This window comes from Arthrobacter sp. zg-Y750 (assembly GCF_020907365.1).
Lineage (GTDB): Bacteria > Actinomycetota > Actinomycetes > Actinomycetales > Micrococcaceae > Arthrobacter_B.
This window is the reverse complement of sequence record NZ_JAJJOC010000007.1, coordinates 59,360-83,537: the sequence shown is the minus strand read 5'-3', so window position 1 is coordinate 83,537 and position 24,178 is coordinate 59,360. Positions and strand designations below refer to the sequence as shown.

The following is a 24,178-nucleotide window of genomic DNA, read 5'->3' as shown; positions in this document are numbered from 1 at the left end:
GGGCGCGGTTCCAAGGATTTTTCCAGCCGGAGCCGGAGCCCGAGCGGGGGCGGGGGCGGGAAGTGGACTACCGCCGGCCCTGCCCGTAGCTGGGCTCGCGGTTGGTGGAACCGGCCACGCGGTGCTGGCGCACCAGGCAGAACGGATCATAGATCTCGATCCCCAGCCGGCCGGTGCCGGGCATGGGCTGGCAGAAGCAGGTGCAGGGAAAGTTCACGGCCGCCTTTCCGGGTCCCTGAAGGCGCAGGACCCTCGAAGATCTTCTGGTGACTCCGGACGTGTCCCGTGGGGACGGAATCCGTCCTACTTTCCTTGATACAACCAAGGTGCGGCCCGTGCCAAAACGGGCCCGGCGCTGGAAACCGGCGCCGGGCCGCGCCGCCTAGCTGTTGGCCAGCTCTGCCTCGCCGGCAGCTTCCATCAGCACCGAGTCCAGCATCTCTCCGGCTTCTTCAGCGGACGCCGAACGGGCCAGGGCCAGCTCCGAAACCAGCAGCTGCCTGGCTTTGAGGAGCATCCGCTTTTCGCCGGTGGACAGCGGGTGCGTCCGCTCCCGGCACCAGAGGTCGCGCACCACTTCAGCGATCAGGTGCAGTTCGCCGGTGGCCATTTTGCCCTCATTGGCCTTGAAACGGCGGGACCAGTTGTCCGGTTCCATCCCGGCCGGTCCGCGCAGTACGGTGAACACGGCCTGCACGCCGGCGTCGTCAATGACGCTGCGCACGCCAACGTCTTCGGCATTGTCCGAAGGTAGCTTGATGGTGAGTTCGGTGGCGTGCACGCGGAAGGTCAGCGTTTCGCGTTCAATCCCCTTGACGGTCATGGGGGAGATGTCGGTAACGGTGACGGCTCCGTGGTGCGGGTACACCAGCGTCTGCCCAACGGTGAAATTCAAAATGACGTCCCTCTGTTCAGGTGGTTCCGAGTTCAGGTGGTTCCGAGATGCGCGGGCTCCCAAAGACCGAGAAACCAGCCGAGCCACCAGTGGTGGCGGCCTGACGGACGGGCAATAGAGAAGGAGTCGTATTCCAGGCGAGGAGGTGCATAACTGCGGGGAAGGGTTGACTTTCAGCCGTACCGCTCCCGTTTTGTGCCCTCACGCTGTGCCGCTAGCTTATCCCCCCTGCGCAAGTCCCCGGCATCGGCCCGCCGCCGCCGGTTGCTAGGATGGCGGCGTGACCAACATGATGTGCGCGCGCTCTGCCGCCGCGGAAGGGCAGGTGGGCCCCGGGCCCTGCACTGCGTCCTCCGCTGCCCGCTGCCCCTGACGCGCCCCCGCGGCGCGCCTTTCCCAACCGCCGAAAGTGCTGCCGAACATCATGGAACCCCTGTCTGAAACGGCCATCCGCAAATCCTTCATCAACGCCACCCGCTCCGAGGTGGCCGCCATGAACCTGCCCATCGGGTTCGAGAACATCAATTGGGAGATCCTCGACCAGCTGGGCTGGCGGGACCACAAAATGCCCCAGCGCGCCTATCTGGTGCTGCCCTTGGACGGAAAGCCGGTGGGAGTGCTGCTGCGCGCACCGGAACTGAGCGCCCCGAAGAACCGGCGGGTGCTGTGCGCCCTCTGCCAAGATGTGTTCTCGGAGGAGGAAGTCTTCCTCTACGTGGCACGCCGGGCCGGCCAGCGGGGCCGGGACGGCAACACCGTGGGCACCCTCATCCATGCTGACTTCACATGTTCGGTCAACGTGCGGGCAGACGTTGCGCCCACGCCCATCCATCCGGATCCGGATGCGGTGACCGCAGAGCGGATCCAGGGACTGCGCGGACGCACTGAGCTGTTTGTGCGCAACATCCTGGCGAAGTAGCGCGTTTCCCCGGCTCATCCACCGCCTCCGCGGGGAGGGGCCGGGGGACTACTGCCCCGGCAATTCCCGGTCCAGGAGAGTCCAAGCAGCTGTGCGCGCCCGGGCTGCCGGAGCTGCGGGCGTCCCGCGCAGCAGGCTGCTGAGGACTCCGTTGTATAGCAGCAGGAGCAGTTCCGCGACCCGCTCCGGGTCCTGGCAGCGGGCTTCGCGTGCCAGGTCCGTAAGCCGGCGGGTAACCAGGCGGGTGTCTTCAGCTACAAGGTCGAAGACGGGATCACTTGCCCCCTCCGCGGGGACAGGCCGCTCGGAAGCCGTGGCGAGGAAGCAGCACCACTGTGTGGGGCCGGCCGCGGCACGGAACGTGTCCACGGCGTCGAAGATTGCCACCAGGCGCTCCCTCGGGGATTGGGCCGCGGCTACGGCTGCATCCCAGTGGGAGGTCCAGGACTCAAGCCGGCGGGAAAGCACGGCGTGGAGCAGGTTGTCCTTGGCTCCGAAGTGCTTGTAGAGGGTCACTACGGATACCCCTGCCGTCGCCGCCACGGAGTCAACCCCCGTGGTGGCAATGCCGTCGGAAAAGAACAGTCCTTCGGCGGCGTCGAGGATACGGTCCCGGGTGGGCTGGGGGAGAGGCATACCGCTAGTGTAACGTTCGTTTCAGTGAAACGAACGTTTAACTGGCGACGGAGGCAATGTGCAGCAGGCGGGGATTCGTGTGCAGGGCGGCGCGGGAGCAGGCATGGCGGCGGCCGGAATGCTGTTGATTGCCGCCACCTACGGCATGGCCCGTTTCGGTGTGGGGCTGTTCGCCCCGGCGTTGTCAGCGTCCCGGCCGCAGCTCGTTGATGTGCTGGGTTGGGCCGCCGCTGCCCAGTTCACTTCCTATTCGCTGGCGGCCTTGGCTGCCGCCCGGCTGGTGGACCGCTATCCGCGGACGGGCTTGGTGTTGGCCGGCGCCACCGCAACTGCGGGCTGCCTGGGGGTGGCAGTGGCCACGGACCCAATGATGTTCATCCTTGCGGTTCTCGTGGGAGGGCTTGGAGGCGGTTTCGCCTCCCCGGCCCTCGTTCCGGTGATTGACGCGTTGGTGAAGCCCGAGGCGGCGGCCACGGCCCAGTCCGTTGCCAACGCCGGCACAGCAGTGGGCGTGATCGGGGCGGGTGTGGTTGTGTTCGCCGTTCCATCCGTAGGTGCCGCCTGGGTGCTGATGGCCCTGATCTGCGCAGGATCCGCCGCGGCCGCACTGTACCCGGTGCGCTCGCGCAACGCTTTGGCAGCCCGGCCAGGTAGCCAAACCGCACGGCAGGAGGAGACCTCCGGGCCGCTGGCCTGGCGGGCGTTGCTGCTCCCGGCGGCCGCCGCCCTGGTGGTGGGCGCGGGGTCCTCCCTGACCTGGACTTTCGGCCCGCTGCTGGTCACTGGGGCCGGCGCCGTCTCCGGCGGTCAGGTTGGTTGGTTATGGATTGCCCTGGGCGCCGGCGGGCTCCTGGGAACCTTCACCGGCCATCTGGTGAAACGCATCGGGCTGCACAGCGGGTGGTGTGCCTGTGCCGGGTTGCTGGCTCTGGCCACCGCCGCCGTGGGTCTCTCCGTTGCCACGGCCAACACCGCGGCGGCCTACGCCGGCATGGCGGTTTTCGGGGCAGGCTACATGGCAATGTCGGCCGTGCTGATCCTGTGGGCCCGGTCCGCGTGGCCGCAGGCCGCCGGGGCCGGCACCTCGGTGCTGTTTATCGCGCTGGCCACCGGGCAGGCGCTGGGGTCCGCCGCCATTGGCGCCGCAGACTGGAGCCCCGTTGCCCTGGCGGCAGCAGCTACCGCGTTTTGTGCCGCCGGCGGCACAGCCGCACTGGTACGCAAGCGCAGCTAGGCGTCCCGGTGGGCGGCGTCGGGGTCCTCCGGCGCGTCGCGGCGGCGCTGTGCCAGCAGCTCCTTGGTGCGCACCAGGCGCAGGGCGGTCACCAGCACCAGGCCGCCCACCATGTTGAACAGCAGTGTGTAACCGAACCAGCCCAGCCACTGCAGGTAGGTGATTTCCGCCCCGGACTGGAGGGCACCGAAAATCAACAGTGAATCCAGGATGGAATGGAACAGCTGCAGGCCGGCCAGCAGGAATCCACCGATAACCGTGGCGACAATCTTCGCAGGATCCGAAGACGTGCCTTGCTGCATCCGGCTCATCAAGGTGATGGTGCTGCCGCCCAGGATCGCCAGGGCCACGGTTTGGAGTGAAAACGGTGCTTCGGTGAAGTGCTTTGCCGATTCGGCTACGGTGGGCGCCCACTGGGGAAAGGCCTGCATCACAATCCACATAAAGACCCAGCCCCCGGCCAGGTTCGCCACCAGCGTGCCGGCCCAGAGCTTGGCGAGCTGCTTGACGCTGCCTTCCTTGGCCGCAACAGCAGCCACCGGCATCAGGAAGTTTTCGGTGAAGAGCTCGCTGTGCGCCAGGAAGAGAGCAATAAGGCCCACGCTGAAGGCAATGCCGGCCAACAGGTGGTCACCCGTTTCATGCATCACGGCCAGGTATGCCATCACTCCGAGGCCTACTTCGAGGCCGCCGAACACCCCGGTGATCAGGATGGTGCGGAAGGTGCGGTGCAGGCGCTCGGCACCTTCCGTCACAGTGTTCTCGAATGACTCCTGGAGTTCGTCCTCCACGGGCGCCTCGGAGGAGCCGATTTCCCTGCGACGTTCCTCGCTCATATATGTCCTCTCCGGTGCAGCGAAACTGCACCTACGTCATAAGCCTACTGATGAACTGTTGCGCAAAGCCGTACACGTGACGCACAGTTTCGGAACAGGTTCAGTCGGCCCGGGCCTGCACAATGGGCGTCAGGCTCAAATCCGGGCCGGCCGACGGCATGAGTCAAAGGACGCAACCCATGGCAGACGCTTCCGCACTGTCCCCCACGGTCAACCTCCCGCGCCTGGCCCATCCGGACGGCAGCGCGGTCCGGGCGCTGGTGGTCGACGACGAGACAAGCTTGGCCGAACTGGTAGGCATGGGCCTGCGTATGCTGGGCTGGAACGTGCAGACTGCCCCGGACGGGCACCGGGCCGTGGCGGCTGCCCGGGAGTTCCGCCCGGACGTGCTGGTGCTGGACGTGATGATGCCGGGGCTGGACGGGCTTGCGGCCCTGCAGAAGATCCGCTCCTTTTCCCCCGCGGTTCCGGCCCTTTTCCTCACCGCCAGGGACGCCGTGGAAGACCGGATCTCCGGCCTGGCAGCCGGCGGTGATGACTATGTCACCAAGCCGTTCAGCATGGAGGAACTGATGCTCCGCCTGCATCGGCTGGTGCAGCGCTCGGGGGTGGCGGCGTCGGACTCCGCCGAACTGGTGGTCGGTGACCTGGTCCTGAACTTGGAGACCCGGGAAGTCTCGCGCGGCGGGGAGGACATTTTCCTGACCAGTACCCAGTGGGAACTGCTGCGCTACCTCATGGAGAACCCGAAGCGGGTCCTGAGCAAGGCCCAGATTCTGGCCAGTGTCTGGAACTACGATTTCGGCGGCCAGGCCAACATCGTGGAACTGTACATTTCCTACCTGCGCAAGAAGATCGATGCCGGCCGCCCGCCCATGATCCACACGGTGCGCGGTGCGGGCTATGTCCTGAAACCGGTGGCCGCGTGAACACATCCGTTCCCCGGTCCGGAAAGTGGCCCCGCCTGCGCAACCATCCGCTGCGCACCAAGCTCATCCTCGCCACGCTGGCCCTCCTGACTGCCATCTGCGCCGCCGTCGGCCTCTTCAGCCACCTTGCGATGAGCCACTACCTCACGTCGGTGCTTGATGACGGGTTGGAGCGGTCCGCAGTCCGGTCTGGTTTCCGTCCCGGGTCCTCCGGCGACGCCCAGCCGCCGGAGCGCCGCACTGCTCCCCGCAAGGCGGACGGCATGCGCCCCGGCTCACTGAATGCCCTCTTCGTGGGCGGTGAGCCCCGCCGGTCGTCGCTGATGCCCGACGACGGCGCGGCGCAGCCGTTGAGCGACGAGGACGTGGAACGGCTTGCCGCGGTCAAACCGGGCGATGGGCCGGAAGACCTCACCCTCTCCACCGGCCGCTACCGGGTGGACGCTTTCACGGCGCCCCCGGGGGCACCTGCAGGGGACGCCGTCCTGGTGGCGGGCCTTTCCACGGCCCAACGCGACAGCACCCTGGCTTCGCTGAACCTCACCATGGTTGTCCTGTCCCTGGGCGGCCTGCTGGTGACCGGTGTGGCCGGAACCGTGATTATCCGGCGATCACTGCGCCCCCTGGACCAGCTCGCCGCAGCGGCCACTTCAGTGTCAAAACTTCCGCTGGCCTCGGGCGAGGTGGAAATACCGGTTAGGGTGCCGCCGTCGGCCGCCGCACCCGGGTCTGAAGTGGGCACGGTGGGGATGGCCCTGAACGGCATGATTGACCACGTCACCCAGGCGCTGCGCGCCCGGCAGGCCAGCGAAATGAAAGTGCGGCAGTTTGTTGCCGATGCCAGCCACGAGCTTCGGACGCCGCTGACCTCCATCCGGGGCTACACCGAACTCGTCCTGCTCAGTGAACAGGTCAGTGCGGCCGGCAGGTCGGCCCTGGAACGGGTGGACAGCGAGTCCAAACGGATGTCGGTGCTGGTGGAAAACCTGCTGCTCCTGGCCCGGCTGGATGAAGGCCGGCGCGGTGAGCGTGCCGGGGTCGATCTCTCCGAACTGGTGGTGGAAGCCGCCAGCGACGCGCAGGTCTCAGCACCGGAGGACCAGTGGACCCTTCAGCTGCCGGACGAGCCCGTCGTCGTTTACGCCGCCGAGTCCGAGCTGCGGCAGGTGCTGATCAACCTGCTCTCGAATGCACACAAGCACACACCGCCGGGGACCCGGGTGGAGATCGTTTTGCAGGCGGCCGCGGGCAAGGCCACGGTCACGGTGACCGATAACGGCCAGGGCATTGATCCTTCGTTCGCTGACTCGATTTTCGCCCGGTTCAGCAAGGCGGACTCGGCCCGTACGGGGACTGAGAGCGGCACCGGCAGCAGCGGTTTGGGGCTGGCCATTGTGCAGGCACTGGTGGCAGTGAACGGCGGGACGATCGACGTCGAAAGCAGGCCCGGGCGCACCCGGTTCACCGTGGCCTTCCCGCTGCACAGGAGCGGCGCAACCGGGGGTGAAGACCGTATCCGGCGGGTCCCGGTAGCCCCTGAGTAGCGCTACGCCAGGTCGATCCAGTACCGGCGAGTGCCTTCCCGGCTGTCCTCGTAAACGCCGCCGTTCTTCTCGATAACGGCCCGGGAACCGGCGTTGTCCTCGGCACAGGTGACCAGCACGGGTGAGATGCCCAGCCCGCGGGCCACCGGCAGGGAATCATGCAGGGCGCGGGTTGCGTGGCCCTGCCGCCGGGCCGAGGGACGGATGCTGTAGCCGATGTGTCCGCCGCGCTCGAAGAGGAAGTCATTCAAGATGTGCCGGATGGCGAGGGAACCGAGGAACTCCTCTCCTTCCACCAGCCAGAGGTAGGTGCAGGCGACGAATTCCGGCGGACGGGGTGTTTCCGGCAGCCGGTCTGCCACCAGCCCGTCGACGAAGGCCGCAAAATCTCCGGAAATTTCCGTGCGGACGCGCTCGAGCCGGTTCTCGCCGTACACACCGGAACCGTCCATGTTCTCGCCGCCGAATTCTTCGGCGGCGGCCAGCCAGCTGTTCCGGAAATGGGCATCGGGAGTAATCAGGGTTGCCATTGGGGGATTCTATGACGGTGTAATTCGATAAAGCGAAACCATCCAAATGGACAGGATTCCCAGCCGCCGGGATGAAAGACTGCGTTTTCAACCGAAAGTCGTTTGGGGGCGGGATAGCTTCGGTGCCATGACTCAATTGCTGAATTACACGCGTATCTGGGGTGCCCCAGCGGCTGCCGCAGTATTTTTGGTGCTCTGGATCATCGGGGAGGCAGGCCGGATGGGTGGCGATTTCGCCACCTGGGGCGGGGCATTCCCGCTGCTGGCCTTTGCCTTGGCCATCGGGCTTGCGTCACGGGTGGCGTACGCCGCGCTCCTCATCCCCGTTCTGGTCCTCGCCGCGCAGTTCCTCAGGGCTGTGCCGCCATTGGAGCCCAATAGCTGGCCCATTTACCTCGGTTCGGGGATTGTGCTCTTTTTCGTGGCGCTGTCGGGTGGCAAATGGCCGCGGGTGGCAGGAATTGCGGCAGCGCCTTTCCTTGCCGGTGCCATGTCATATCTGATGCTGAACAGAAGTTACTCGGGCGGTGTCGGCTGGCTGCCGGTTTACGGGGCCTCTTGGTACACGATGCGGGATTTCTGGATACTTTATTCCTCGTTCCTGCTGGTGATTTTCGCTGCGGCCTGGCTTGCCGGCCATGCCCTGCGCAGCTGGGAAGAGCGCCGTACCCTGTCCGCCGAACGGACTGCCGCCGTGGCCAGCCTGAAGGCCACGGAAGTGGACCTGATCGTGGAACAGGAGCGGACCCGCATCTCCCGGGACCTGCATGACGTCCTGGCGCACTCCCTGGCCGTCATCGCGGCGCAGGCCGACGGTTCGCGCTACCTGGGGAAGAACCAGCCCCAGCCGGTGCTGGACGCTTTGGAGAACATAGCCTCGGCCGCGCGCCGCGCCCTGACCGATGCCCAGCGGGTGATTGAAGGGGTGGGCGACGGCGGTTCCGCGTTGCCCCAGCCCCGGCTGGCGGATATTGACGAACTTCTCGAGCAGCAGGGCAACAGCCTGCAGGTGGAACGCACAGAGTCCGGGTCGCCGGTGGACCTGCCCGAGGGGCAGCAGCTGGCGGTGTTCCGGATTGTGCAGGAATCCCTCACCAACGCCCTGCGCCACGGCGGATCCGGAACACGCGTTACGGTGCACCTGGACTGGAGCGGCCCGGGGCTTTCCCTGCAAATCGCCTCCTATCCCGGCCGCGCGGCGTCGTCGGCCGGGAGCGACTCAAGCGCGACGACGGCCGGCACCGGTCGCGGTATTGCCGGCATGCGCGAACGTGCCCACCTGGCCGGCGGCTGGCTCACGGCCGGCCCGGACGGGGAAAGCTTCCGGGTGAGTGCGTTCCTGCCCTACGGATTGGCGCTGAGCGCACCGGGCGCTGAGATTTATGCCGCGGAACTGGTAGGCGCAGATGAGTGAACCGGGCGGAGGTGCTGCGGAGGAACCGATCCGCGTGGCCCTGGTGGATGACCAGCCGCTGTTCCGTGCGGGAATCCAGATGCTGGTGCGCTCGCAGCCCGACCTCGCCTACTGCGGCGGCGCCGGTGACGGGATGGAAGCAGTGGAACTGGCTGAAACAGCCCGTCCGGACGTGATGCTGATGGATCTGCGGATGCCGGTGGTGGACGGGATTACTGCCACCCGGCGGATCATGGCTGACGCCGACGCAGCCGGCCGGGACCGGCCCAAGGTGATTGCACTGACCACCTTCAACCGGGACCAGGCAGTGGTGGAAGTGATCCGCGCCGGCGCCAGCGGTTACCTGCTCAAAAGCGCCGAACCGGAGTTCCTGCTCTCGGCCATCCGCACGGTGTACGCAGGCTATTCAGTAGTGGCGCCGGGTTCCGCACATGACCTGTTTGCGCACCTGACCCGCAGCGCTGACCCGCCGGAACCGGACCTGGCAGCCATCGCCGAGCTGTCGGCGCGGGAGAAGGACGTGTTTGTGCTGGTGGCCAAAGGCCTCAGCAACGCGGACATAGCCGCCAGTGTGTTCCTCTCCGAGGCCACGGTCAAAACGCACATTCGCCGCATTCTGGACCGGCTGGGCCTGGCCACCCGGATCCAGCTGGTGGCGTTCGCCTACGAGCACCGGCTCATGGGCTGAAGGGCTCCCGCCAAGGGCAGCGCCCTGCGTATCCTCCTCCTATGGACCCGGTACGCGTCTGTCTCTGGATTTTCGCCGCCAGCACCGCCGGCACGTGGCTGCTGTCCCTGGCCACGCGGGAATACTCGTGGACAGACCGTATTTGGTCGCTGACCCCGGTGGCCTATGTGTGGGTGTTTGCCGCGGCATCCGGTGCAGCCGCCCGTGTGGTGCTGATGGCGGCGCTGGTGACCCTGTGGGGCGCCCGGCTGACCTTCAACTACGCCCGCAAGGGCGGGTATGCCCCGGGCGGAGAGGACTACCGCTGGGGCATCCTTCGCCGCCGGCTGCGGCCCTGGCAGTTCCAGCTGTTCAACCTGGGGTTCATCAGCATCTACCAGAACCTCATCATCTGGCTGATGACCCTTCCGATCCTTACCGTCTACCGGCACCCCGGGCCGCTCACCGGGTGGGACGGGGGGCTGGCGGTGCTGTTCCTGGCCGCCCTCGCGGGGGAGACCATCGCGGACCAGCAGCAGTGGAATTTCCAGCAATGGAAAAAAGCCCGGCGCGCCGCTGGACAGGAATCGGGCCCCGGCTTTCTGCAGACCGGCCTGTTCCGCTTCTCCCGGCACCCCAACTTTTTCTTTGAACAGGCCCAGTGGTGGTTTTTCTACGGATTTGCCGTTGCCGCCGCGGGCTCCTGGCTGCACTGGACCCTGGCCGGGCCGCTTCTGTTGAGCATGCTGTTCGCCGGTTCCACCGCCTTCACCGAGAGCATCTCCCGCGCCCGCTACCCCGCCTACGCCGGATACCAGCAGCGCACCTCGGCGCTCCTTCCGCTGCCGCCCCGCCGCCCCCGGCCGGCGGTCTGAGACGTTCTACCCGGCTGTACTGTCAGTCACATTCGTCTCATTCGGGAATGCAAATTTCTTCTACAGGTGTTGAATAAGGCAGGATTGAAACACTTAGAAGGAGAAAGACATGGGACGCGTAAGCGGCAAAGTAGCCCTCATCAGCGGAGGGGCCCGCGGCATGGGTGCCTCACACGCACGCCTGCTGGTGGCTGAGGGTGCCAAGGTCGTTATCGGCGACATCCTCGACGAGGATGGCCGGAAGACGGCCGAAGAGCTTGGCGACGCCGCCCGCTACGTCCACCTGGATGTCACCAATGCTGCCGACTGGGACGCCGCGGTAAACACCGCCGTCACCGAATTCGGCGGACTGGACGTGCTGGTCAACAACGCCGGGATCGCCAACTTCGGGCACATCGAGGATTACAGCTTCGAGCAGTGGAACACCATTGTGAACATCAACCTCAACGGCGTGTTCCTTGGCATCAAGTCCGCCATCCCGGCACTGAAGGAATCCGCGGGCGGATCGATCATCAACATCTCCTCCACAGCGGGCCTGCAGGGCTTCGTGGAGCTGCCGGGTTACACCGCCACCAAGTACGCGGTGCGCGGCCTGAGCAAGTCTGCTGCCCTGGATCTTGGCAAGTACGGCATCCGCGTGAACTCGGTGCACCCGGGCGTCATCAAGACGCCCATGACGGAAGGCATGGAGAACCCCATGAACCACGTTGCCCTGCACCGCATGGGTGAGGCGCAGGAGGTCTCCCAGATGGTCCTGTTCCTGGCCAGCGACGATTCCAGTTTCTCCTCCGGGGCGGAATTCGTGGTTGACGGCGGCGAGACCGCAGGACTGGCCAACTACTAGGCCTGCTCCACACCAAAAGCTTGCGGCGTCCCCCAGCGCCGCGGCACCGAAGGGCCCCGCCTAGGCAGGGCCCTTCGGTGTATCTGCGAAGATTAATTTCATGCCAGCACCGGAAGACCCCAAGCCGCTACGGCGGCACTCCCCGGAAGAACCCCGGACTGCCCGCACCCGCGAAGCGCTTGAAGCAGGCCTCTGGGAGCTGCTCCGGGAGCATGAACTGGCAGACATCAGCGTGTCGGCGCTCTGCCGCCAGGCAGGGGTGCACCGCACCACGTTCTACGGCCATTACCGGAACATTTTCGACTTTGCCGCCTCCGTATACGCTGGCGTGGTGGACCGGCTGGGCACCGTGGACCTGGACCAGCGCGGGACCGGGCGGACTGTCGCGGAGATCGGGGACCTTTACGTAGAGTCCATCCGGCAGATCCTGCGGCACACCAAGGATGAGCAGCGCGTCTACCGGGCCCTGTTCCATACGGAGACGTTCCTGGGCGTCCTCGTCGAGGACCTGCGGTTGCGGATTCTCCTGGCACTGCACGTCTGGCAGGCGCACGAGGTGTTGCCGGACATCAATCTGGAGGCCACGGCGGGATTTTTGGGCGGCGCCTACGCCTCCTGGTTTGAGCAGTGGGTCATCAGCGAGGACGACGACGCCGAAGCATGGCTGGCCTCCCTGCGGAACCTGCTGCCTGCCTGGTGGCCGCGGGACGGTTTCCCGCAGGCGGGTTAGTCCCGCCCGCGGTAACTGCCATCAGCACCGTCCCGGCGGCCAGCAGCTGCACCGGCCCCCTAGAGCCGGTGCAGGGCTCCCCTCAGCGAGGCCAGGTCCGGGTAGCCGTTGACGGCCATGGTGAGGTCCGCCTCGGCCAGCAGGCTGCGCATCACATGCGTTACCCCGGCCTGTCCGCCCGCGGCCAGCCCGTACACGTACGGCCGGCCGATCCCCACGGCGGTGGCCCCCAGGGACAGTGCACGCAGAGCATCCACCCCGGAACGCACCCCTGAATCAAACAGCACCGGGGCGCCGTCGGCCGCTTCCACCACGCCGGGAAGGCAGTCGATGGCGGGGATGCCGCCGTTGGCCTGGCGGCCGCCGTGGTTGGAGCAGTAGATGCCGTCCATCCCGCCGTCCAGGGCGCGCCGGGTGTCCTCCGGGGAGCAGATGCCCTTGAGCAGGATCGGCAGCTTGGTCAGGGAGCGGAACCACGCCAGGTCCTCCCAGGTCATGGTGGGATTTCCGAACAGGGATGCCCACAGCATCACGGCGGCGGCGGGATCGGCGGAGCCCTGCTCGGCCAGCAGCTTCCGGAAGCGGTCGTCCGTGAGGTAGTTGGCCAGGCACTGGCCGGAGAGCATCGGCAGGTAGGCGGCGCTGAGGTCGCGCGGACGCCAGCCGTTGACCCAGGTGTCCAGGGTGATCACGATGCCCGTGTAACCGGCTGCTTCGGCGCGGTGCACCAGGCTCTCGGCCAGTTCCCGGTCTGCGGGCGGGTAGAGCTGGAAGAATCCGGGTGTTTCACCGGCCGCTGCGCGGACCTGTTCCAGCGGTGCGGAGGCGAGGGTGGAAGCCACCATCGGTATGCCCAGCTCGGACGACGACGCCGCGGTGGCCAGGTCGCCGTCGTCGGCCACTGCGCCCAGCACGCCCACGGGCGCGAAGAACAAGGGTGAGGGCAGATGATGCCCGAACAGGTCGATGCCCAGGTCCCGCTGTGCCGCGCCCACGAGCATCCGGGGCATGATGCCCAACCGCTCGAAGGCTGCAACATTGGCCCGCTGGGTGTGTTCATCGCCGGCGCCGCCGGCCACGTAGCCCAGGACCCGCGGATCCATGACGGTCTGCGCCAGTTCCTCCGTGGCGGCAAAGCCCATCGGCAGCCCGGGAAGTGTTCCCCGTGCTCCGTTCATGTAAATGCCCAGCTGATAGTCGCCGAAGTTAGCGCTCACGATTGTTGTCCCCGTTTCATCTCATTCGCGGCGCCGTCGCCGGAATGCTCCTGTGGCGGAAATGCTACTCCCGGGCGCTCTTGGCAGCGGCGCGACCCGCTGGGCCGGCGAACCGGTCCAGCCTTTGTTCGAGCCCCGCCCGGACCTGCGGCCATTCCTCCGCAAGGAGCGAATACACGGCCGTATCCCGCCAGCTGCCGTCGGCGCGGCGCCGGTCCCGGCGGCGGATGCCTTCGAACGCCGCGCCGATCCCGCTGATGGCGGCCCGGGACCGCTCGTTGCGGGCGTCCGCCTGAATGGTGATGCGGCCTAATCCGGCCGCGAAGGCATGTCCCAGCAGCAGGAGCTTGGTCTCTGGGTTCACGGCGGTGCCCCAGACGGAAGGCGAATAGGCAGTCCATCCCAGTTGGGCCGATTCCGTGTGCAGCTCCAGGTCGGCCAGGCTGCTGGTGCCCACCACCGTGCCGGCGTCCGTCCCGGCCAGAAGGCGGACCGCAAAGGGCAGTTCATTCCACCGGTAATACCTCCGCGCCCACTCAGTGAACCCGTCTAAATCCTCGCGGAGCCCCGCCGGGCCGCCGCCGTAGCCGCCGGCAAACACCTCGGGCACCGCAATGGCCCGGTACAGCTGGGGCAGCAGATCAGCGGTCAACGGTTCAAGCCGGACAAACCGGCCCGCGAGGACGGCGGGAAGGGGACGCACGGCAGTCATGGGCGCCAGTTTGGCACACCGCAGGCCGGCGGCGGCGCCACGCACCGCTTCGTTATGCCAGGAACTTGTCCGGTGTCAGGGGCAGGTCCCGCACCCGGACGCCGGAGGCGTTGTAGGCGGCGTTGGCGATGGCCGCCGCGCTGCCCACAATCCCGATTTCCCCGATGCCGCGGGCGCCCAGCGGGCCGGCGTGCTCGTCGTCGTCCTCAATCCACAGGGCCTCCATGTCCAGCACGTCCGCGTTGGTGGGGATGTGGTATTCGGCCAGGTCGTGGTTGACGAAGATGCCGAACCGCGGGTCCATGACGCCCGCCTCGTGCAGCGCCATGCCCAGGCCCATGGTCATGGCGCCGAGGAACTGGGACCGGGCCGTGCGGGGGTTGATGATCCGTCCGGCGGAGAAAACCCCGAGCATCCGGGGCACCCGGATTTCCCCCGTATCGGCATTGATGCGCACCTCGGCGAAATGCGCACCGAAGGAGTAGAGGGCGTACTCCTGTGCTTCGGCGTCTTCGGGCGGCTGCGCTTCGGTGGCGGCGCCGGGGGAGGGGTGCTCGCCGTGGTCCGCCCGGAATGCGCGTGCGGCGGCGATGATTGTGCCGCCCCAGCTGGCCGTGCCGGAGGACCCGCCGGCCACGCTGGCGACCGGGAAACGGGTGTCGCCGATTCCAAGGCGGATCCGGTTCACCGGCACCCGCAGCGCGTCGGCGGCTATTTGCGTCAGTGCCGTCCAGGATCCGGTGCCGATGTCCGCAGCGCCTATCTGCACGGAGTAGATCCCGTCTTGCTCATAGCCGATCCGGGCGGTGTTGGACGGTTGGCGCATAAAGGGATAAACGGCGCTGGCGGTGCCCATGCCCACCAGCCAGCCGTCCTCCTGCACGGACCGGGGCCGGGTGACCCGCCGGTCCCAGCCGAACCGTTCCGCGCCCAGCTCAAAGCACTCCAGCAGATGCCGGCTGGACCAGGGTTTGCCGGTTTCCGGGTCGGTCTCCGGTTCATTGCGCCGGCGCAGTTCAATCGGGTCCAGTCCCGCTGCGGCCGCGAGTTCGTCCATGGCCACTTCGGGACCGAACATTCCGGGGCACTCGCCGGGAGCCCGCATCCAGGACGGCACCGGGATATCCAGCGGCGCCAGGCGGGTGGTGGTGCGCCGGTTGGGGGCGGCGTACATCATCCGGAACGGGGCAGGGGTCTGCTCGGCGAATTCCTTGATCCGGGAGGTGTGTTCCACGATGTCCAGGGACATGGAGGTGAGCCGGCCGTCGTCGGCGGCGCCAAGCCGGATGTGCTGGATGCTGGGGGTGCGGTGGCTGGTCAGTGAATACATCTGCTGGCGGCTGACCGGGAATTTCACCGGCCGCCCGTCCGTGCACTGCGCGGCCAGGGCGGCCATCACCACGTGTACGTGCGGCATCCCCTTGGACCCGAAGCCGCCGCCCACGTGCGGGGCGATCACCCGCACCTGGCCTTCATCAAGGCCCAGGACCTGCGCCAGGGTGCCCTTCACCGTATGCACCCCTTGGGTGGAGTCCCAGAGGGTCAGGGTAGCGCCGTCCCACTGCGCCACGGTGACGTGCGGTTCCAGCGGATTGTTGTGTTCGGGCGGGGTGGAATAGGTCTGGTCGATCTTCAGGGCTGCCGTGTCGAAGGCGGACTCCGCGTTGCCCTGGCTGCTGTCCGTGGGCGTGCCGGCGTTGAGTTCCTCCGGCGCGTAGAGCGCCGGGTCATCAGCGCGCAGCTGGGCGGAAAACGGCTCCGCTGCGTACGTCACCTTCACGGAGTCGGCCGCCTGCCGCGCGGTTTCCGGGGTTTCCGCCAGGACAGCGGCCACGATCTGCCCGCGGTAGCCCACGCGGGTGTCCTGCAGGACGGCCAGTTCGCGGTCAGAGGTGTCCGCCAGACGAGGCGCTGTTTCGGCGGTGAGCACGGTCAGGACCCCGTCCAGCGCCTCTGCTTCGGCGGTGTCCACACGCTCCACCCGGCCGCGTGCAATGGTGGAGAGGACGGGATACAGGTGGACGGGGTTCTCTACCGGCTGCTCATACGCGTACGGGGCGGTGCCGGTGACCTTGAGTTCGCCGTCGAGCCGTTCAAACGGCGTGCCAATGGCGGAGGCGGGCATGGTCATGGGGTTTGCTCCTCCCAGCCGGCATCTTCCGGGCCGTCCGGACCTTCCGGATGGCCGGTTCCCGCAGCGCCCGCGTCCGGTGCGGGCAGCCCGGCCAGGTCCCGCAGGACGGCGGCCATGGTGTTGCGGACCATCGGTACCTTGAAGCCGTTCCCTCTTAGCGGCCGCGCCTGGGCCAGTTCGGCGTCCGCCGCGGCACGGAAGGCGGCGATCGTGGCCGGCGCCCCGCGCAGCACTGCCTCGGCCTGCAGCGCACGCCAGGGTTTGTGCGCCACCCCGCCCAGGGCAATGCGGACGTCGCGGATAACCGGTGGATTCACGCCGTCGTCCTCCAGTTCCAGTGCCGCGGCCACGGAGACCAGGGCAAAGGCGTACGACGCGCGGTCCCGCACCTTGCGGTAGGCGGAGCGGGCGGGTGCCGGGGGCAGCTCGACGGCGGTGATCAGCTCTCCGTGCTCGAGCACGGTATCCCGTTGCGGCTCGTTGCCGGGCAGCCGGTGGAACTCGCTGAGCGGAAGAATCCTTTCACCGGCCGGACCCAGGACCACCACCGAAGCGTCAAGGGCAGCGAGGGCCACAGCCATGTCGGAAGGATGGGTGGCTATGCACTCCTCGGACGCGCCGAGGATGGCGTGGTAGCGGGTGTAGCCGTCGACGGCGGAGCATCCGGTGCCGGGTTCGCGCTTGTTGCACGGTGTGGTGGGGTTTTGGAAGTACACGCAGCGGGTGCGCTGGAGCAGGTTTCCGCCGGTGGTGGCAAGGTTGCGCAGCTGCCCGGATGCGCCGGCAAGCAGTGCCTGGGCCAGGGCCGGATAGCGGCTGCGGACAAATGTGTTGGCCGCGAGGTCCGCGTTGCGGACATTCGTGCCGATCCGCACCCGTCCGTCCTCCTGCACGTCCACGGTGTCCAGCGGCAGCCGGCTGATGTCCACCAGCAGTGTCGGATCGGCAATGCCCAGCTTCATCCGGTCCACCAGGTTGGTGCCGCCGGCGAGGAAGGCGGCGTCCGGGTTGGCGCTGACCAGGGCGACGGCGGCGGCGGCGTCCTCCGCGCGGCGGTAGTCGAAGGGAATCATGACCGCTCCTCAACGTGGGAGGGCATGGATTCCGCAGTGGGAGAATCCTCCACGGCGGGTTCTGCCGGATCGGGGACGCCGCCTCGCCGGGCGGCGGCTGCCTCCGCGGCCTGCCTTACCGCGGCCACGATGTTTACGTAGGCGCCGCAGCGGCACAGGTTCCCGCTCATGCGCTCGCGGATCTCCGCGTCACTGAGCTCGATCCCGCCCTCGGCCTGCAGGTCTTCGGTGGCGGTGGAAGGGTGCCCGGCCGCGGCCTCTTCAATGATGCCTGCGGCTGAGCAAATCTGGCCGGGGGTGCAGTAGCCGCACTGGAACGCGTCCTGCTCCAGGAAGGCCCGCTGGACGGGGTGCAGCCCGCCGTCGGGCGTACCGCCGGCCAGGCCCTCCGCAGTGACGATGTCAGCGCCCTCGTGCGCCACCGCCAAGGTGAGGCAGGAGTTGGCGCGGCGTCCGTCCAGCAGCACCGTGCAGGCCCCGCACTGGCCGTGGTCGCAGCCCTTCTTGGGGCTGGTGACGCCCAGCAGGTTCCGCAGCGCGTCCAGGACCGTGGTGCGGGTATCCACCGTCAAGGTGCGCGGTGTGCCGTCCACCAACAGGGTTATCCGGGCTTCCATAAGAGTGTGCCGCCTCTCCGTTGACGGATCGTTTCTGCAACTTACCGGAAGGGGAGGGAATGGAACAACCAAAAGGCGCTGCCAACGGTGGGTGGACCGAGACCCCAGTGCCGGGGATCCGCTTACTGGGGGCAGTCCACCTGCGGCTGGCCAAACACAAAAGATCCCGATCCGGGAATCCGGATCGGGATCTTTTTATTGGTTGCGGGGGCAAGATTTGAACTTGCGACCTCTGGGTTATGAGCCCAGCGAGCTACCGAACTGCTCCACCCCGCGGCGTGGTTACGACTTTACCGCACATTCTCCCTGCCGCGTAATCCTGTGGTCCTGTTCACATTTGCGGTCGGTCCGCTTCGGTAGGGTGGGCCGATGACTATGCCTACCGCTGATACCGCCGTCACCTACCCTGCAGGCGCCCTCACCGGCGCCGGAACGGTTCTGCACACCGAGACCCTCCCGGACGGGCGGCTGGCGGTCCTGGTGGATGCCACACCCGTGCATCCGGTGGATGCGGGATGGCCGGACCAGGGACCGGACCGGGCAACGCTGACGACGCCGGAGGGTACCGAGGTACCGGTGGCCGACTGCATTGTGGGCGCCACCGACGGCAGCACACTGTTCCTGGGGCGGGATATTCCGGTCCGGAAAGGCACGGAGGGGTGGGCTTTTACGGTGGTGCACATCCTGCCCGCCGGGACCGTCCTCGCCGAAGGCGCCGAGGTTCGGTTCCGGGTCGATGAAGGCTACCGGGCGGGGATCTCCGCCGGACATACCGCCTGCCACCTGGCGTCCCTGGCCCTGAACCGGCAGCTGGCCCACGGGTGGAAGAAGGACGTCCAGCCCGACGCCGCGGGCAACCCGAACTTCGACGCGCTGGCTGTTGAAACCACTGCCATCAGGGAATTCGGCTCGCGGGACGTGTACCGGCTGGGGAAGTCGCTGCGCCGCAAAGGTTTCCAGTCTGAGGCTCTGCTGGCGGATCTGGCTGCCGTTGAGGCCGGCGTGAATGCGGCCCTTGCGGCGTGGACGGCGTCCGGAGCGAAGGTGCGCATTGACCGGGAATCGGAGCTGCTCACCGGAATGCGGCGCTGGGTATGCGAACTTCCCGACGGAACGGTCAGCATGCCCTGCGGCGGGACCCATCTGTCTTCCCTGGCGGACATATCGGGTATTTCCGTCCGGCTGACTTCCGAAACGCTCGACGGCGCCGTCGAAGTGGTGATGAATACTTACGTTTCCGCGTAGCTGATTATTCTTTTCCCCTTTCCGGGTCCGGAGTCTTGCCCGGACGGGAGCTCTGGACGTAGTGTCACGGCCTACGCAGCGGTACCGATATCTCAAATGAGCAAAGGTGACCATATGGGATTCCCACCCAGCAGGCGGACCCGCCGCAGGGAACACTTCCGGCTCCGGCAGTTTATGGCCTGCGCCGCCGTGACGGGCCTGGTGCTCACCGGCTGCGGCGGCGACGCGGACGCCGGGGGCAACAAGGAAATTGTCGTGGCTATTGTGTCGAACCCGCAGATGCAGGACGCCATCTCGCTCCAGAATGAATTCAAGGCCCAGTATCCGGATATCGATGTCAGTTTTGTATCCCTTCCGGAAAACGAGGCCCGGGCAAAGATCACCGCCTCCGTGGCGACTCAGGGCGGGGAATTCGACGTCGTGATGATCTCCAATTACGAAACGCCCATGTGGGCGGAAAACGGGTGGATCACCAACCTGCAGGATTACGCGGATTCCACCGAGGGGTATGACCCCGAGGACTTTGTGCCGAACATTCGCGAGGCGCTCAGCTACGAGGGGGACCTTTATTCGGTTCCGTTCTACGGTGAGTCCTCCTTTGTGGCCTACCGCCAGGACCTGTTTGAAGAAGCCGGACTGACCATGCCGGAGCAGCCCACCTGGGACGACATCCGCGGATTCGCCGAAACTTTGGATGACCCGGACGCCGACATGAGCGGCGTGTGCCTGCGCGGCCTGGCCGGCTGGGGCGAGGTGATGGCCCCGCTGGACACCATGATCAACACCTACGGCGGGCGCTGGTTCGACGAGGACTGGAACGCCACCCTGGACTCCCCTGAGGTCGAGGCGGCGGTGACGGATTATGTGGACCTGGTGCAGAACTACGGGCAGGCCGGACCGGCCACCAGCGGCTACGGGGACTGCCTGACCCTGTACAGCCAGGGCAACACCGCCATGTGGTACGACGCCACCGCCATGGTTTCCGCTATCGAGGACCCTTCGTCGTCACTGGTGGTGGGCAAAACCGGCTACGCGCCAGCACCTGTCCAGGAAACGGACTCCGCCGGCTGGCTGTACAGCTGGTCGCTTGCCATTCCTTCGACCAGTGAGCAGAAGGACGCTGCCTGGGATTTTGTGTCCTGGATGACCAATAAGGACTACATCAAGCTGGTCGGCAACGAGATCGGCTGGGAGCGGGTGCCGCCGGGCAGCCGGCTTTCCACCTACGAGATCCCCGAATACGCCGAGATTGCCGAGGCCTATGCGGAGCCCACCCTCAACGCCATGGCGGGAGCGTCGCAGGAAAACAGCATGAACCAGGGGGTGCCCTACACGGGCCTGCAGTTTGTCGGCATCCCCGAATTCCAGGACCTTGGCACACGGGTGGCCCAGCAGATTTCGGCTGCGATTGCCGGCCAGCAAACGGTGCAGGAAGCACTTGAGCAGTCCCAGAGCTACGCAGAGACGGTGGCCGAAGGCTACCAGGACGGAGGCGGCTGATGTCCACCTTGGTAGCCCGCCAGCAGGTCCGGGCGCGGAAGGCCGCCGAGGAGCGGCAGGGCGGCGGAATGTCATCGGCGGAAGGATGGCGGCGGCGGCTGCCGCTGCTTCCGGCGCTGATCTTCACCCTGATCGTCACCCAGATCCCGTTCCTGTTTACCCTTTGGTATTCGCTCCAGAACTGGAACCTGCTGCGTCCGCAGGGCAACAAGTTTGTCGGGTTGTCCAACTACGTGGACATCTTCTCCGATTCCACGTTCCGCGGCGCGGCCCTGAACAGTGTCATCTTCACGGTCGGCTGCGTGCTTTTCGCAATGGTGCTGGGGATTGTCTTTGCGCTGCTGCTGGACCGCTCCTTTCCCGGCCGCGGGATTGTGCGCACCCTGCTGATCACCCCGTTCCTGATCATGCCGGTGGCCAGCTCGCTGCTGTGGTCCATTTCCATCCTCAACCCCAGCTACGGCCTCCTGAACTGGCTGATCGGGCTGGTGGGAATCCCGCCGGTGGACTGGACGTCGCAGCACCCCATCGTCTCCATCCTCATGGCGCTGGTGTGGCAATGGACCCCGTTTATGATGCTGCTGGTCCTCTCCGGCCTGCAGGCACAGTCAAAGGACGTGCTCGAAGCAGCGCAGGTGGACGGTGCCGGCTGGTGGCGGACCTTCGTGTCGGTCACCCTTCCCCAGCTGCGCCGGTATATCGAACTGGGCGTCCTGCTCGGGGCCATTTACGTGGTGAACACCTTCGACCAGATCTACCTGATGACCGCAGGCGGGCCGGGTACGGCAAGTGCCAACCTGCCGTTCTACATTTACCAGCGCGCGTTCCTGGGCTTCGACGTCGGCCAGGCCGCCGCAATGGGCGTGGTGGTGGTCATTGCAACCATGGTTGTTGCCACCCTCGCGCTGCGCCTGATCTTCCGAAGCTTCGACGTAAAGGACTAACGACGTGGCTACCCAGACTGCTGCCCCCACTCCCGCCGGCAAGGAAACGCCGGCCCCCTCCGGGCGAACCGTCCGCAAGCCGGTCCGCCGGTTCAATTCCGGCCCAATCCTCACCACCGTCACCTGGGTGCTGGCACTGATCTTCTTCTCCCCGGTGCTGTGGATGGTGCTGACCTCCTTCAAGCAGGAGTCCGCTGCGGCGTCGTCGCCTCCGGTCTTCTTTTTCGCGCCCACCCTGGACCAGTACCGGGCGGTGCTGTCGGGCGGGGCCGGCAGCTACTTTGCCAACTCGGCCATCGCTACCGGGGTCTCCACCATCCTGGTGATCGCGCTGGCGGTCCCGGCCTCCTACGCGGTGAGTATCCGGCCGGTGAAAAAGACATCCGATGTGCTGTTCTTCTTCATCTCCACCCGCATGCTGCCGGTGGTAGCCGTGATTATGCCCATCTACGTCATTGCCGGGCAGCTGAAGGTGCTGGACAACGTGTGGACCCTGGTGGTCCTGTACACCTCCATGAACCTGCCCATTGCGGTGTGGATGATGCGCTCGTTCTTCCTGGAAGTCCCCGGCGAGGTGCTGGAGGCGGCACAGATGGATGGTGCCGGCTTGATGAAAACGCTGTGGCGGGTGCTGATGCCCATGGTCGCGCCAGGGTTGGCGGCCACCGCCCTCATCTGCGTCATTTTCGCGTGGAATGAGTTCTTTTTTGCCCTGATCCTGACCGCCGGAAAGTCCGCCACGGTCCCGGTGTTCCTGGTGTCCCAGATGACCAGTGAGGGACTGTTCCTGGCACAGCTCTCGGCCGCTTCCGTCCTGGCGTCGCTGCCGGTGGTCCTGGCCGGGTGGGTGGCGCAGAAACAGCTGGTGCGAGGACTGTCGATGGGCGCCGTCAAGTAGGGGACACCGGGTTGGGGGAACCCGTGCTTACAGGGCCTGGTTCTGCTCCTGCACCGTGGCGTTCGAGGAGACCTCGAAGGTTCGTTCGGCCTCCCCGGTGTTGGCCGGGTCCATCCACAGGAACTCCCAGACGTGGCCGTCTGGGTCCGTGGCGGAGCCGCTGTACATGCCCGGCATCCGTTCCTCCGCCGGGGCGTAAACGGCGCCGCCGCCCGTCTGGCAGGCGGACAGGAACCGGTCCACTTCGTCGCGGCTGTCGCAGCTGAGGCAGTTCAGCACTTCCTTGCCGGAGGAAGCGAGGTGCGGTGTGTCGCCCTGCGGCAGGAATCCCTGGTAGAAATCCTGCTGCAGCAGCATCACCACAATGCTGTCCGATATGACCATGGCGGTGCCCTGGTCGTTGCTGAATTGCGGGTCCTTGGTGAAGCCGAGGCCCAGGTAGAAGTTCTCCGCGGTTTTCAGGTCCGCGACGGGGAGGTTGGGGAAAATCATGCGTTCCATGGCTGGTCCTTTCGGGCGGGGTACTTTTCACGTTCCCACCGGCCGAAGGCCGTGACAACGGGTAGCCGAAAGCCCCGTCCGGGGGAACGGAAACCGGATGTCCGTTCGTGACGCCGCCCATATTCGCTGCCGCCCGGAAAACTGCTAATCTCGCAGCTGCGAAGGCGGGCCGGCATCTCCGGTTATCTACCTGGCATACCTGCATCGGCACTGCATCAGGACCCACGGGAGAAGCCACATGAGCACGGATGACTTGACCACCGACGACGTCTACCTGTCCCAGGCCATTAGCTTGGCCACCGCGAACGTAGCCGACGACGGCGGGCCGTTCGGCGCCGTCGTCGTCACCGCCGAGGGGGCAGCCTTTGAGGGCGTAAACCGGGTGACGGCCAACAATGATCCGACCGCGCATGCCGAAGTCACCGCCATCCGCAATGCCTGTGCCACCCTGGGCACGTTCGACCTCACCGGGGCCGTGCTGTACACCAGCTGCGAGCCGTGCCCCATGTGCCTGGCCTCGGCGCTGTGGGCGCGGGTGGACCGGGTGGTCTTCGCCGCCGACCGGCACGACGCCGCCGCCGCGGGTTTCGACGACGCCGCGTTCTACGAATACTTCGAAACGCCGCTGGAGCGCCGCTCCATGCAGGTGAACCAGCTGGCAGTGGACGGCGTGCCGGCCACAGCGCCCTTCGATGCCTGGACCGCTGCCGCCGGACGGGTCGACTACTAAGGCGCCGGCGGGACTTCACCGCAGGTCAGAACGGCACCGCCGCGCCGATGGTCTTGGAGTAGCAGGTGGAACCGTCCGAGCCCAGGTAGGCGCCAAAGTTCGGCACCACTTTGTAGCCTCCGTTTTCGTAGAAGCGGCGGCCGTCCGGTTGGGCGGATCCGGCTTCGGCCGTCAGGACGGCGTAGCCCATCTGCTTGGCGCGTGCTTCCAGGGCCGCGAGGACCGCCGTCGCCACTCCTGAACCGCGGGCATAGGGCAGGACGTACACCCGCTTGATTTCCGCGGTCACGGAATCCACGCGCCGCAGCCCGCCGCAGCCCAGCGGTTGCCCGGTGCTCCGCTCGTAGGCCACCAGGAACACAGCCGAGTCTGCGGCTCCGGGCGGATGCGGATCGTGGGCGGTGCTGCCGTAGCGGGCATCCAGTTCGGCCTGCTGGGCTTCGCGCAGGTCCGCGCCCACCGGGTTGGTCCAGGGCACTTCGCGGATCCGCAGGTGCGGGGTCGAGTAGGGACGGAATCCGGAAAAGGGTCGCAAATCCGACATGCTGCCTCCA

General features: G+C 66.7%; 26 protein-coding genes and 1 tRNA gene. 14 read left to right on the top strand and 13 right to left on the bottom strand.

Translation table 11 applies throughout. The features are described from left to right. Positions 1–67: 67 nt before the first annotated feature. Together LOC57_RS04655 and LOC57_RS04650 are read right to left on the bottom strand one after the other, a co-directional pair. On the bottom strand, positions 68–217 hold the full coding sequence (locus tag LOC57_RS04655) for a hypothetical protein (protein ID WP_227912167.1): 150 nt from the start codon (positions 215–217) through the stop codon (positions 68–70). Positions 218–382: 165 nt separating this feature from the next. Continuing rightward, positions 383–895, bottom strand: coding sequence for a CarD family transcriptional regulator (locus LOC57_RS04650; protein ID WP_227925850.1), 513 nt, complete (start codon positions 893–895; stop codon positions 383–385). A 424-nt stretch (positions 896–1,319) separates the two neighbouring features. Here LOC57_RS04650 and LOC57_RS04645 point away from each other — a divergent pair, with 424 nt between their 5' ends. Next, on the top strand, positions 1,320–1,814 hold the full coding sequence (locus tag LOC57_RS04645) for an FBP domain-containing protein (RefSeq protein ID WP_229958438.1): 495 nt from the start codon (positions 1,320–1,322) through the stop codon (positions 1,812–1,814). Between the two features lie 48 nt (positions 1,815–1,862). Here the strand turns inward: LOC57_RS04645 and LOC57_RS04640 are convergent, their stop codons facing one another. Further along, positions 1,863–2,450, bottom strand: a complete 588-nt coding sequence (locus LOC57_RS04640) for a TetR/AcrR family transcriptional regulator (RefSeq protein ID WP_227912162.1) — start codon at positions 2,448–2,450, stop codon at positions 1,863–1,865. A gap of 103 nt (positions 2,451–2,553) precedes the next feature. Between LOC57_RS04640 and LOC57_RS04635 the strand changes: the two genes are divergently transcribed. Continuing rightward, entirely contained in the window at positions 2,554–3,684 is a 1,131-nt protein-coding gene (locus LOC57_RS04635) for an MFS transporter (RefSeq protein ID WP_229958436.1), read from the top strand. Here the strand turns inward: LOC57_RS04635 and LOC57_RS04630 are convergent. Beyond that, a complete protein-coding gene (locus tag LOC57_RS04630) occupies positions 3,681–4,520 on the bottom strand; it encodes a formate/nitrite transporter family protein (RefSeq protein WP_227925846.1) in 840 nt (279 codons plus the stop codon). The genes LOC57_RS04635 and LOC57_RS04630 overlap by 4 nt on opposite strands. Positions 4,521–4,699: 179 nt before the next feature. Here LOC57_RS04630 and LOC57_RS04625 point away from each other — a divergent pair, with 179 nt between their 5' ends. Together LOC57_RS04625 and LOC57_RS04620 are read left to right on the top strand one after the other, a co-directional pair. After that, positions 4,700–5,449, top strand: a complete 750-nt coding sequence (locus LOC57_RS04625; protein ID WP_229958434.1) for a response regulator transcription factor — start codon at positions 4,700–4,702, stop codon at positions 5,447–5,449. Further along, a complete protein-coding gene (locus LOC57_RS04620) occupies positions 5,446–6,993 on the top strand; it encodes a sensor histidine kinase (RefSeq protein WP_229958432.1) in 1,548 nt (515 codons plus the stop codon). Before LOC57_RS04625 ends, LOC57_RS04620 begins: the two co-directional genes overlap by 4 nt. A gap of 2 nt (positions 6,994–6,995) precedes the next feature. On the opposite strand, the gene LOC57_RS04615 is transcribed toward LOC57_RS04620, so the two are convergent. Further along, complete coding sequence (locus LOC57_RS04615) at positions 6,996–7,523, bottom strand: GNAT family N-acetyltransferase (RefSeq protein ID WP_229958430.1); 528 nt, start codon at positions 7,521–7,523, stop codon at positions 6,996–6,998. 127 nt (positions 7,524–7,650) lie between these two features. Between LOC57_RS04615 and LOC57_RS04610 the strand changes: the two genes are divergently transcribed. The 5 genes from LOC57_RS04610 to LOC57_RS04590 all read left to right on the top strand — a co-directional run bounded on the left by LOC57_RS04610 (position 7,651) and on the right by LOC57_RS04590 (position 12,053). Then, positions 7,651–8,937 carry a sensor histidine kinase gene (locus LOC57_RS04610; protein ID WP_229958427.1) on the top strand — a complete coding sequence of 429 codons (1,287 nt, stop codon included), beginning with the start codon at positions 7,651–7,653 and terminating at the stop codon, positions 8,935–8,937. Beyond that, positions 8,930–9,625, top strand: a complete 696-nt coding sequence (locus LOC57_RS04605; RefSeq protein ID WP_227912155.1) for a response regulator — start codon at positions 8,930–8,932, stop codon at positions 9,623–9,625. Before LOC57_RS04610 ends, LOC57_RS04605 begins: the two co-directional genes overlap by 8 nt. Before the next feature lie 41 nt (positions 9,626–9,666). Then, positions 9,667–10,479 carry a DUF1295 domain-containing protein gene (locus LOC57_RS04600; protein ID WP_229958425.1) on the top strand — a complete coding sequence of 271 codons (813 nt, stop codon included), beginning with the start codon at positions 9,667–9,669 and terminating at the stop codon, positions 10,477–10,479. Between the two features lie 109 nt (positions 10,480–10,588). Beyond that, positions 10,589–11,323: a glucose 1-dehydrogenase gene (locus tag LOC57_RS04595; protein WP_227912153.1), complete on the top strand. Its 735-nt coding sequence runs from the start codon at positions 10,589–10,591 to the stop codon at positions 11,321–11,323. A gap of 100 nt (positions 11,324–11,423) precedes the next feature. Then, on the top strand, positions 11,424–12,053 hold the full coding sequence (locus tag LOC57_RS04590; protein WP_229958423.1) for a TetR/AcrR family transcriptional regulator: 630 nt from the start codon (positions 11,424–11,426) through the stop codon (positions 12,051–12,053). A gap of 59 nt (positions 12,054–12,112) precedes the next feature. On the opposite strand, the gene LOC57_RS04585 is transcribed toward LOC57_RS04590, so the two are convergent. From LOC57_RS04585 to LOC57_RS04560, 6 genes are all read right to left on the bottom strand, one after another. After that, complete coding sequence (locus LOC57_RS04585; RefSeq protein WP_229958421.1) at positions 12,113–13,270, bottom strand: alpha-hydroxy-acid oxidizing protein; 1,158 nt, start codon at positions 13,268–13,270, stop codon at positions 12,113–12,115. 64 nt (positions 13,271–13,334) lie between these two features. Beyond that, on the bottom strand, positions 13,335–13,982 hold the full coding sequence (locus LOC57_RS04580) for a GNAT family N-acetyltransferase (protein ID WP_229958419.1): 648 nt from the start codon (positions 13,980–13,982) through the stop codon (positions 13,335–13,337). Between the two features lie 52 nt (positions 13,983–14,034). Further along, entirely contained in the window at positions 14,035–16,113 is a 2,079-nt protein-coding gene (locus LOC57_RS04575; protein ID WP_229958417.1) for a xanthine dehydrogenase family protein molybdopterin-binding subunit, read from the bottom strand. Further along, positions 16,110–17,189, bottom strand: coding sequence for an FAD binding domain-containing protein (locus LOC57_RS04570; RefSeq protein WP_227912148.1), 1,080 nt, complete (start codon positions 17,187–17,189; stop codon positions 16,110–16,112). Before LOC57_RS04570 ends, LOC57_RS04575 begins: the two co-directional genes overlap by 4 nt. Further along, positions 17,186–17,806 carry a 2Fe-2S iron-sulfur cluster-binding protein gene (locus LOC57_RS04565; protein WP_229958415.1) on the bottom strand — a complete coding sequence of 207 codons (621 nt, stop codon included), beginning with the start codon at positions 17,804–17,806 and terminating at the stop codon, positions 17,186–17,188. Before LOC57_RS04565 ends, LOC57_RS04570 begins: the two co-directional genes overlap by 4 nt. Positions 17,807–18,005: 199 nt before the next feature. After that, positions 18,006–18,082, bottom strand: a tRNA-Met gene (locus tag LOC57_RS04560). 93 nt (positions 18,083–18,175) lie between these two features. On the opposite strand from LOC57_RS04560, the gene LOC57_RS04555 reads away from it, so the two are divergent. From LOC57_RS04555 to LOC57_RS04540, 4 genes are all read left to right on the top strand, one after another. Next, the gene (locus LOC57_RS04555) at positions 18,176–19,051 is read left to right on the top strand and encodes a metal-dependent hydrolase (RefSeq protein WP_227912146.1); all 876 of its coding nucleotides are present in this window, start codon (positions 18,176–18,178) and stop codon (positions 19,049–19,051) included. Positions 19,052–19,165: 114 nt separating this feature from the next. Continuing rightward, positions 19,166–20,551: an ABC transporter substrate-binding protein gene (locus LOC57_RS04550; RefSeq protein WP_442860705.1), complete on the top strand. Its 1,386-nt coding sequence runs from the start codon at positions 19,166–19,168 to the stop codon at positions 20,549–20,551. Next, the gene (locus LOC57_RS04545) at positions 20,551–21,495 is read left to right on the top strand and encodes a carbohydrate ABC transporter permease (protein WP_442860704.1); all 945 of its coding nucleotides are present in this window, start codon (positions 20,551–20,553) and stop codon (positions 21,493–21,495) included. Before LOC57_RS04550 ends, LOC57_RS04545 begins: the two co-directional genes overlap by 1 nt. Before the next feature lie 106 nt (positions 21,496–21,601). Beyond that, on the top strand, positions 21,602–22,393 hold the full coding sequence (locus LOC57_RS04540) for a carbohydrate ABC transporter permease (RefSeq protein WP_227912414.1): 792 nt from the start codon (positions 21,602–21,604) through the stop codon (positions 22,391–22,393). A 27-nt stretch (positions 22,394–22,420) separates the two neighbouring features. Here the strand turns inward: LOC57_RS04540 and LOC57_RS04535 are convergent, their stop codons facing one another. Beyond that, positions 22,421–22,894, bottom strand: a complete 474-nt coding sequence (locus LOC57_RS04535) for a VOC family protein (protein ID WP_229958414.1) — start codon at positions 22,892–22,894, stop codon at positions 22,421–22,423. Positions 22,895–23,132: 238 nt separating this feature from the next. Between LOC57_RS04535 and LOC57_RS04530 the strand changes: the two genes are divergently transcribed. Further along, positions 23,133–23,624: a nucleoside deaminase gene (locus LOC57_RS04530; RefSeq protein WP_229958412.1), complete on the top strand. Its 492-nt coding sequence runs from the start codon at positions 23,133–23,135 to the stop codon at positions 23,622–23,624. Between the two features lie 25 nt (positions 23,625–23,649). On the opposite strand, the gene LOC57_RS04525 is transcribed toward LOC57_RS04530, so the two are convergent. After that, on the bottom strand, positions 23,650–24,168 hold the full coding sequence (locus LOC57_RS04525; RefSeq protein WP_227912143.1) for a GNAT family N-acetyltransferase: 519 nt from the start codon (positions 24,166–24,168) through the stop codon (positions 23,650–23,652). Positions 24,169–24,178: the final 10 nt, after the last annotated feature.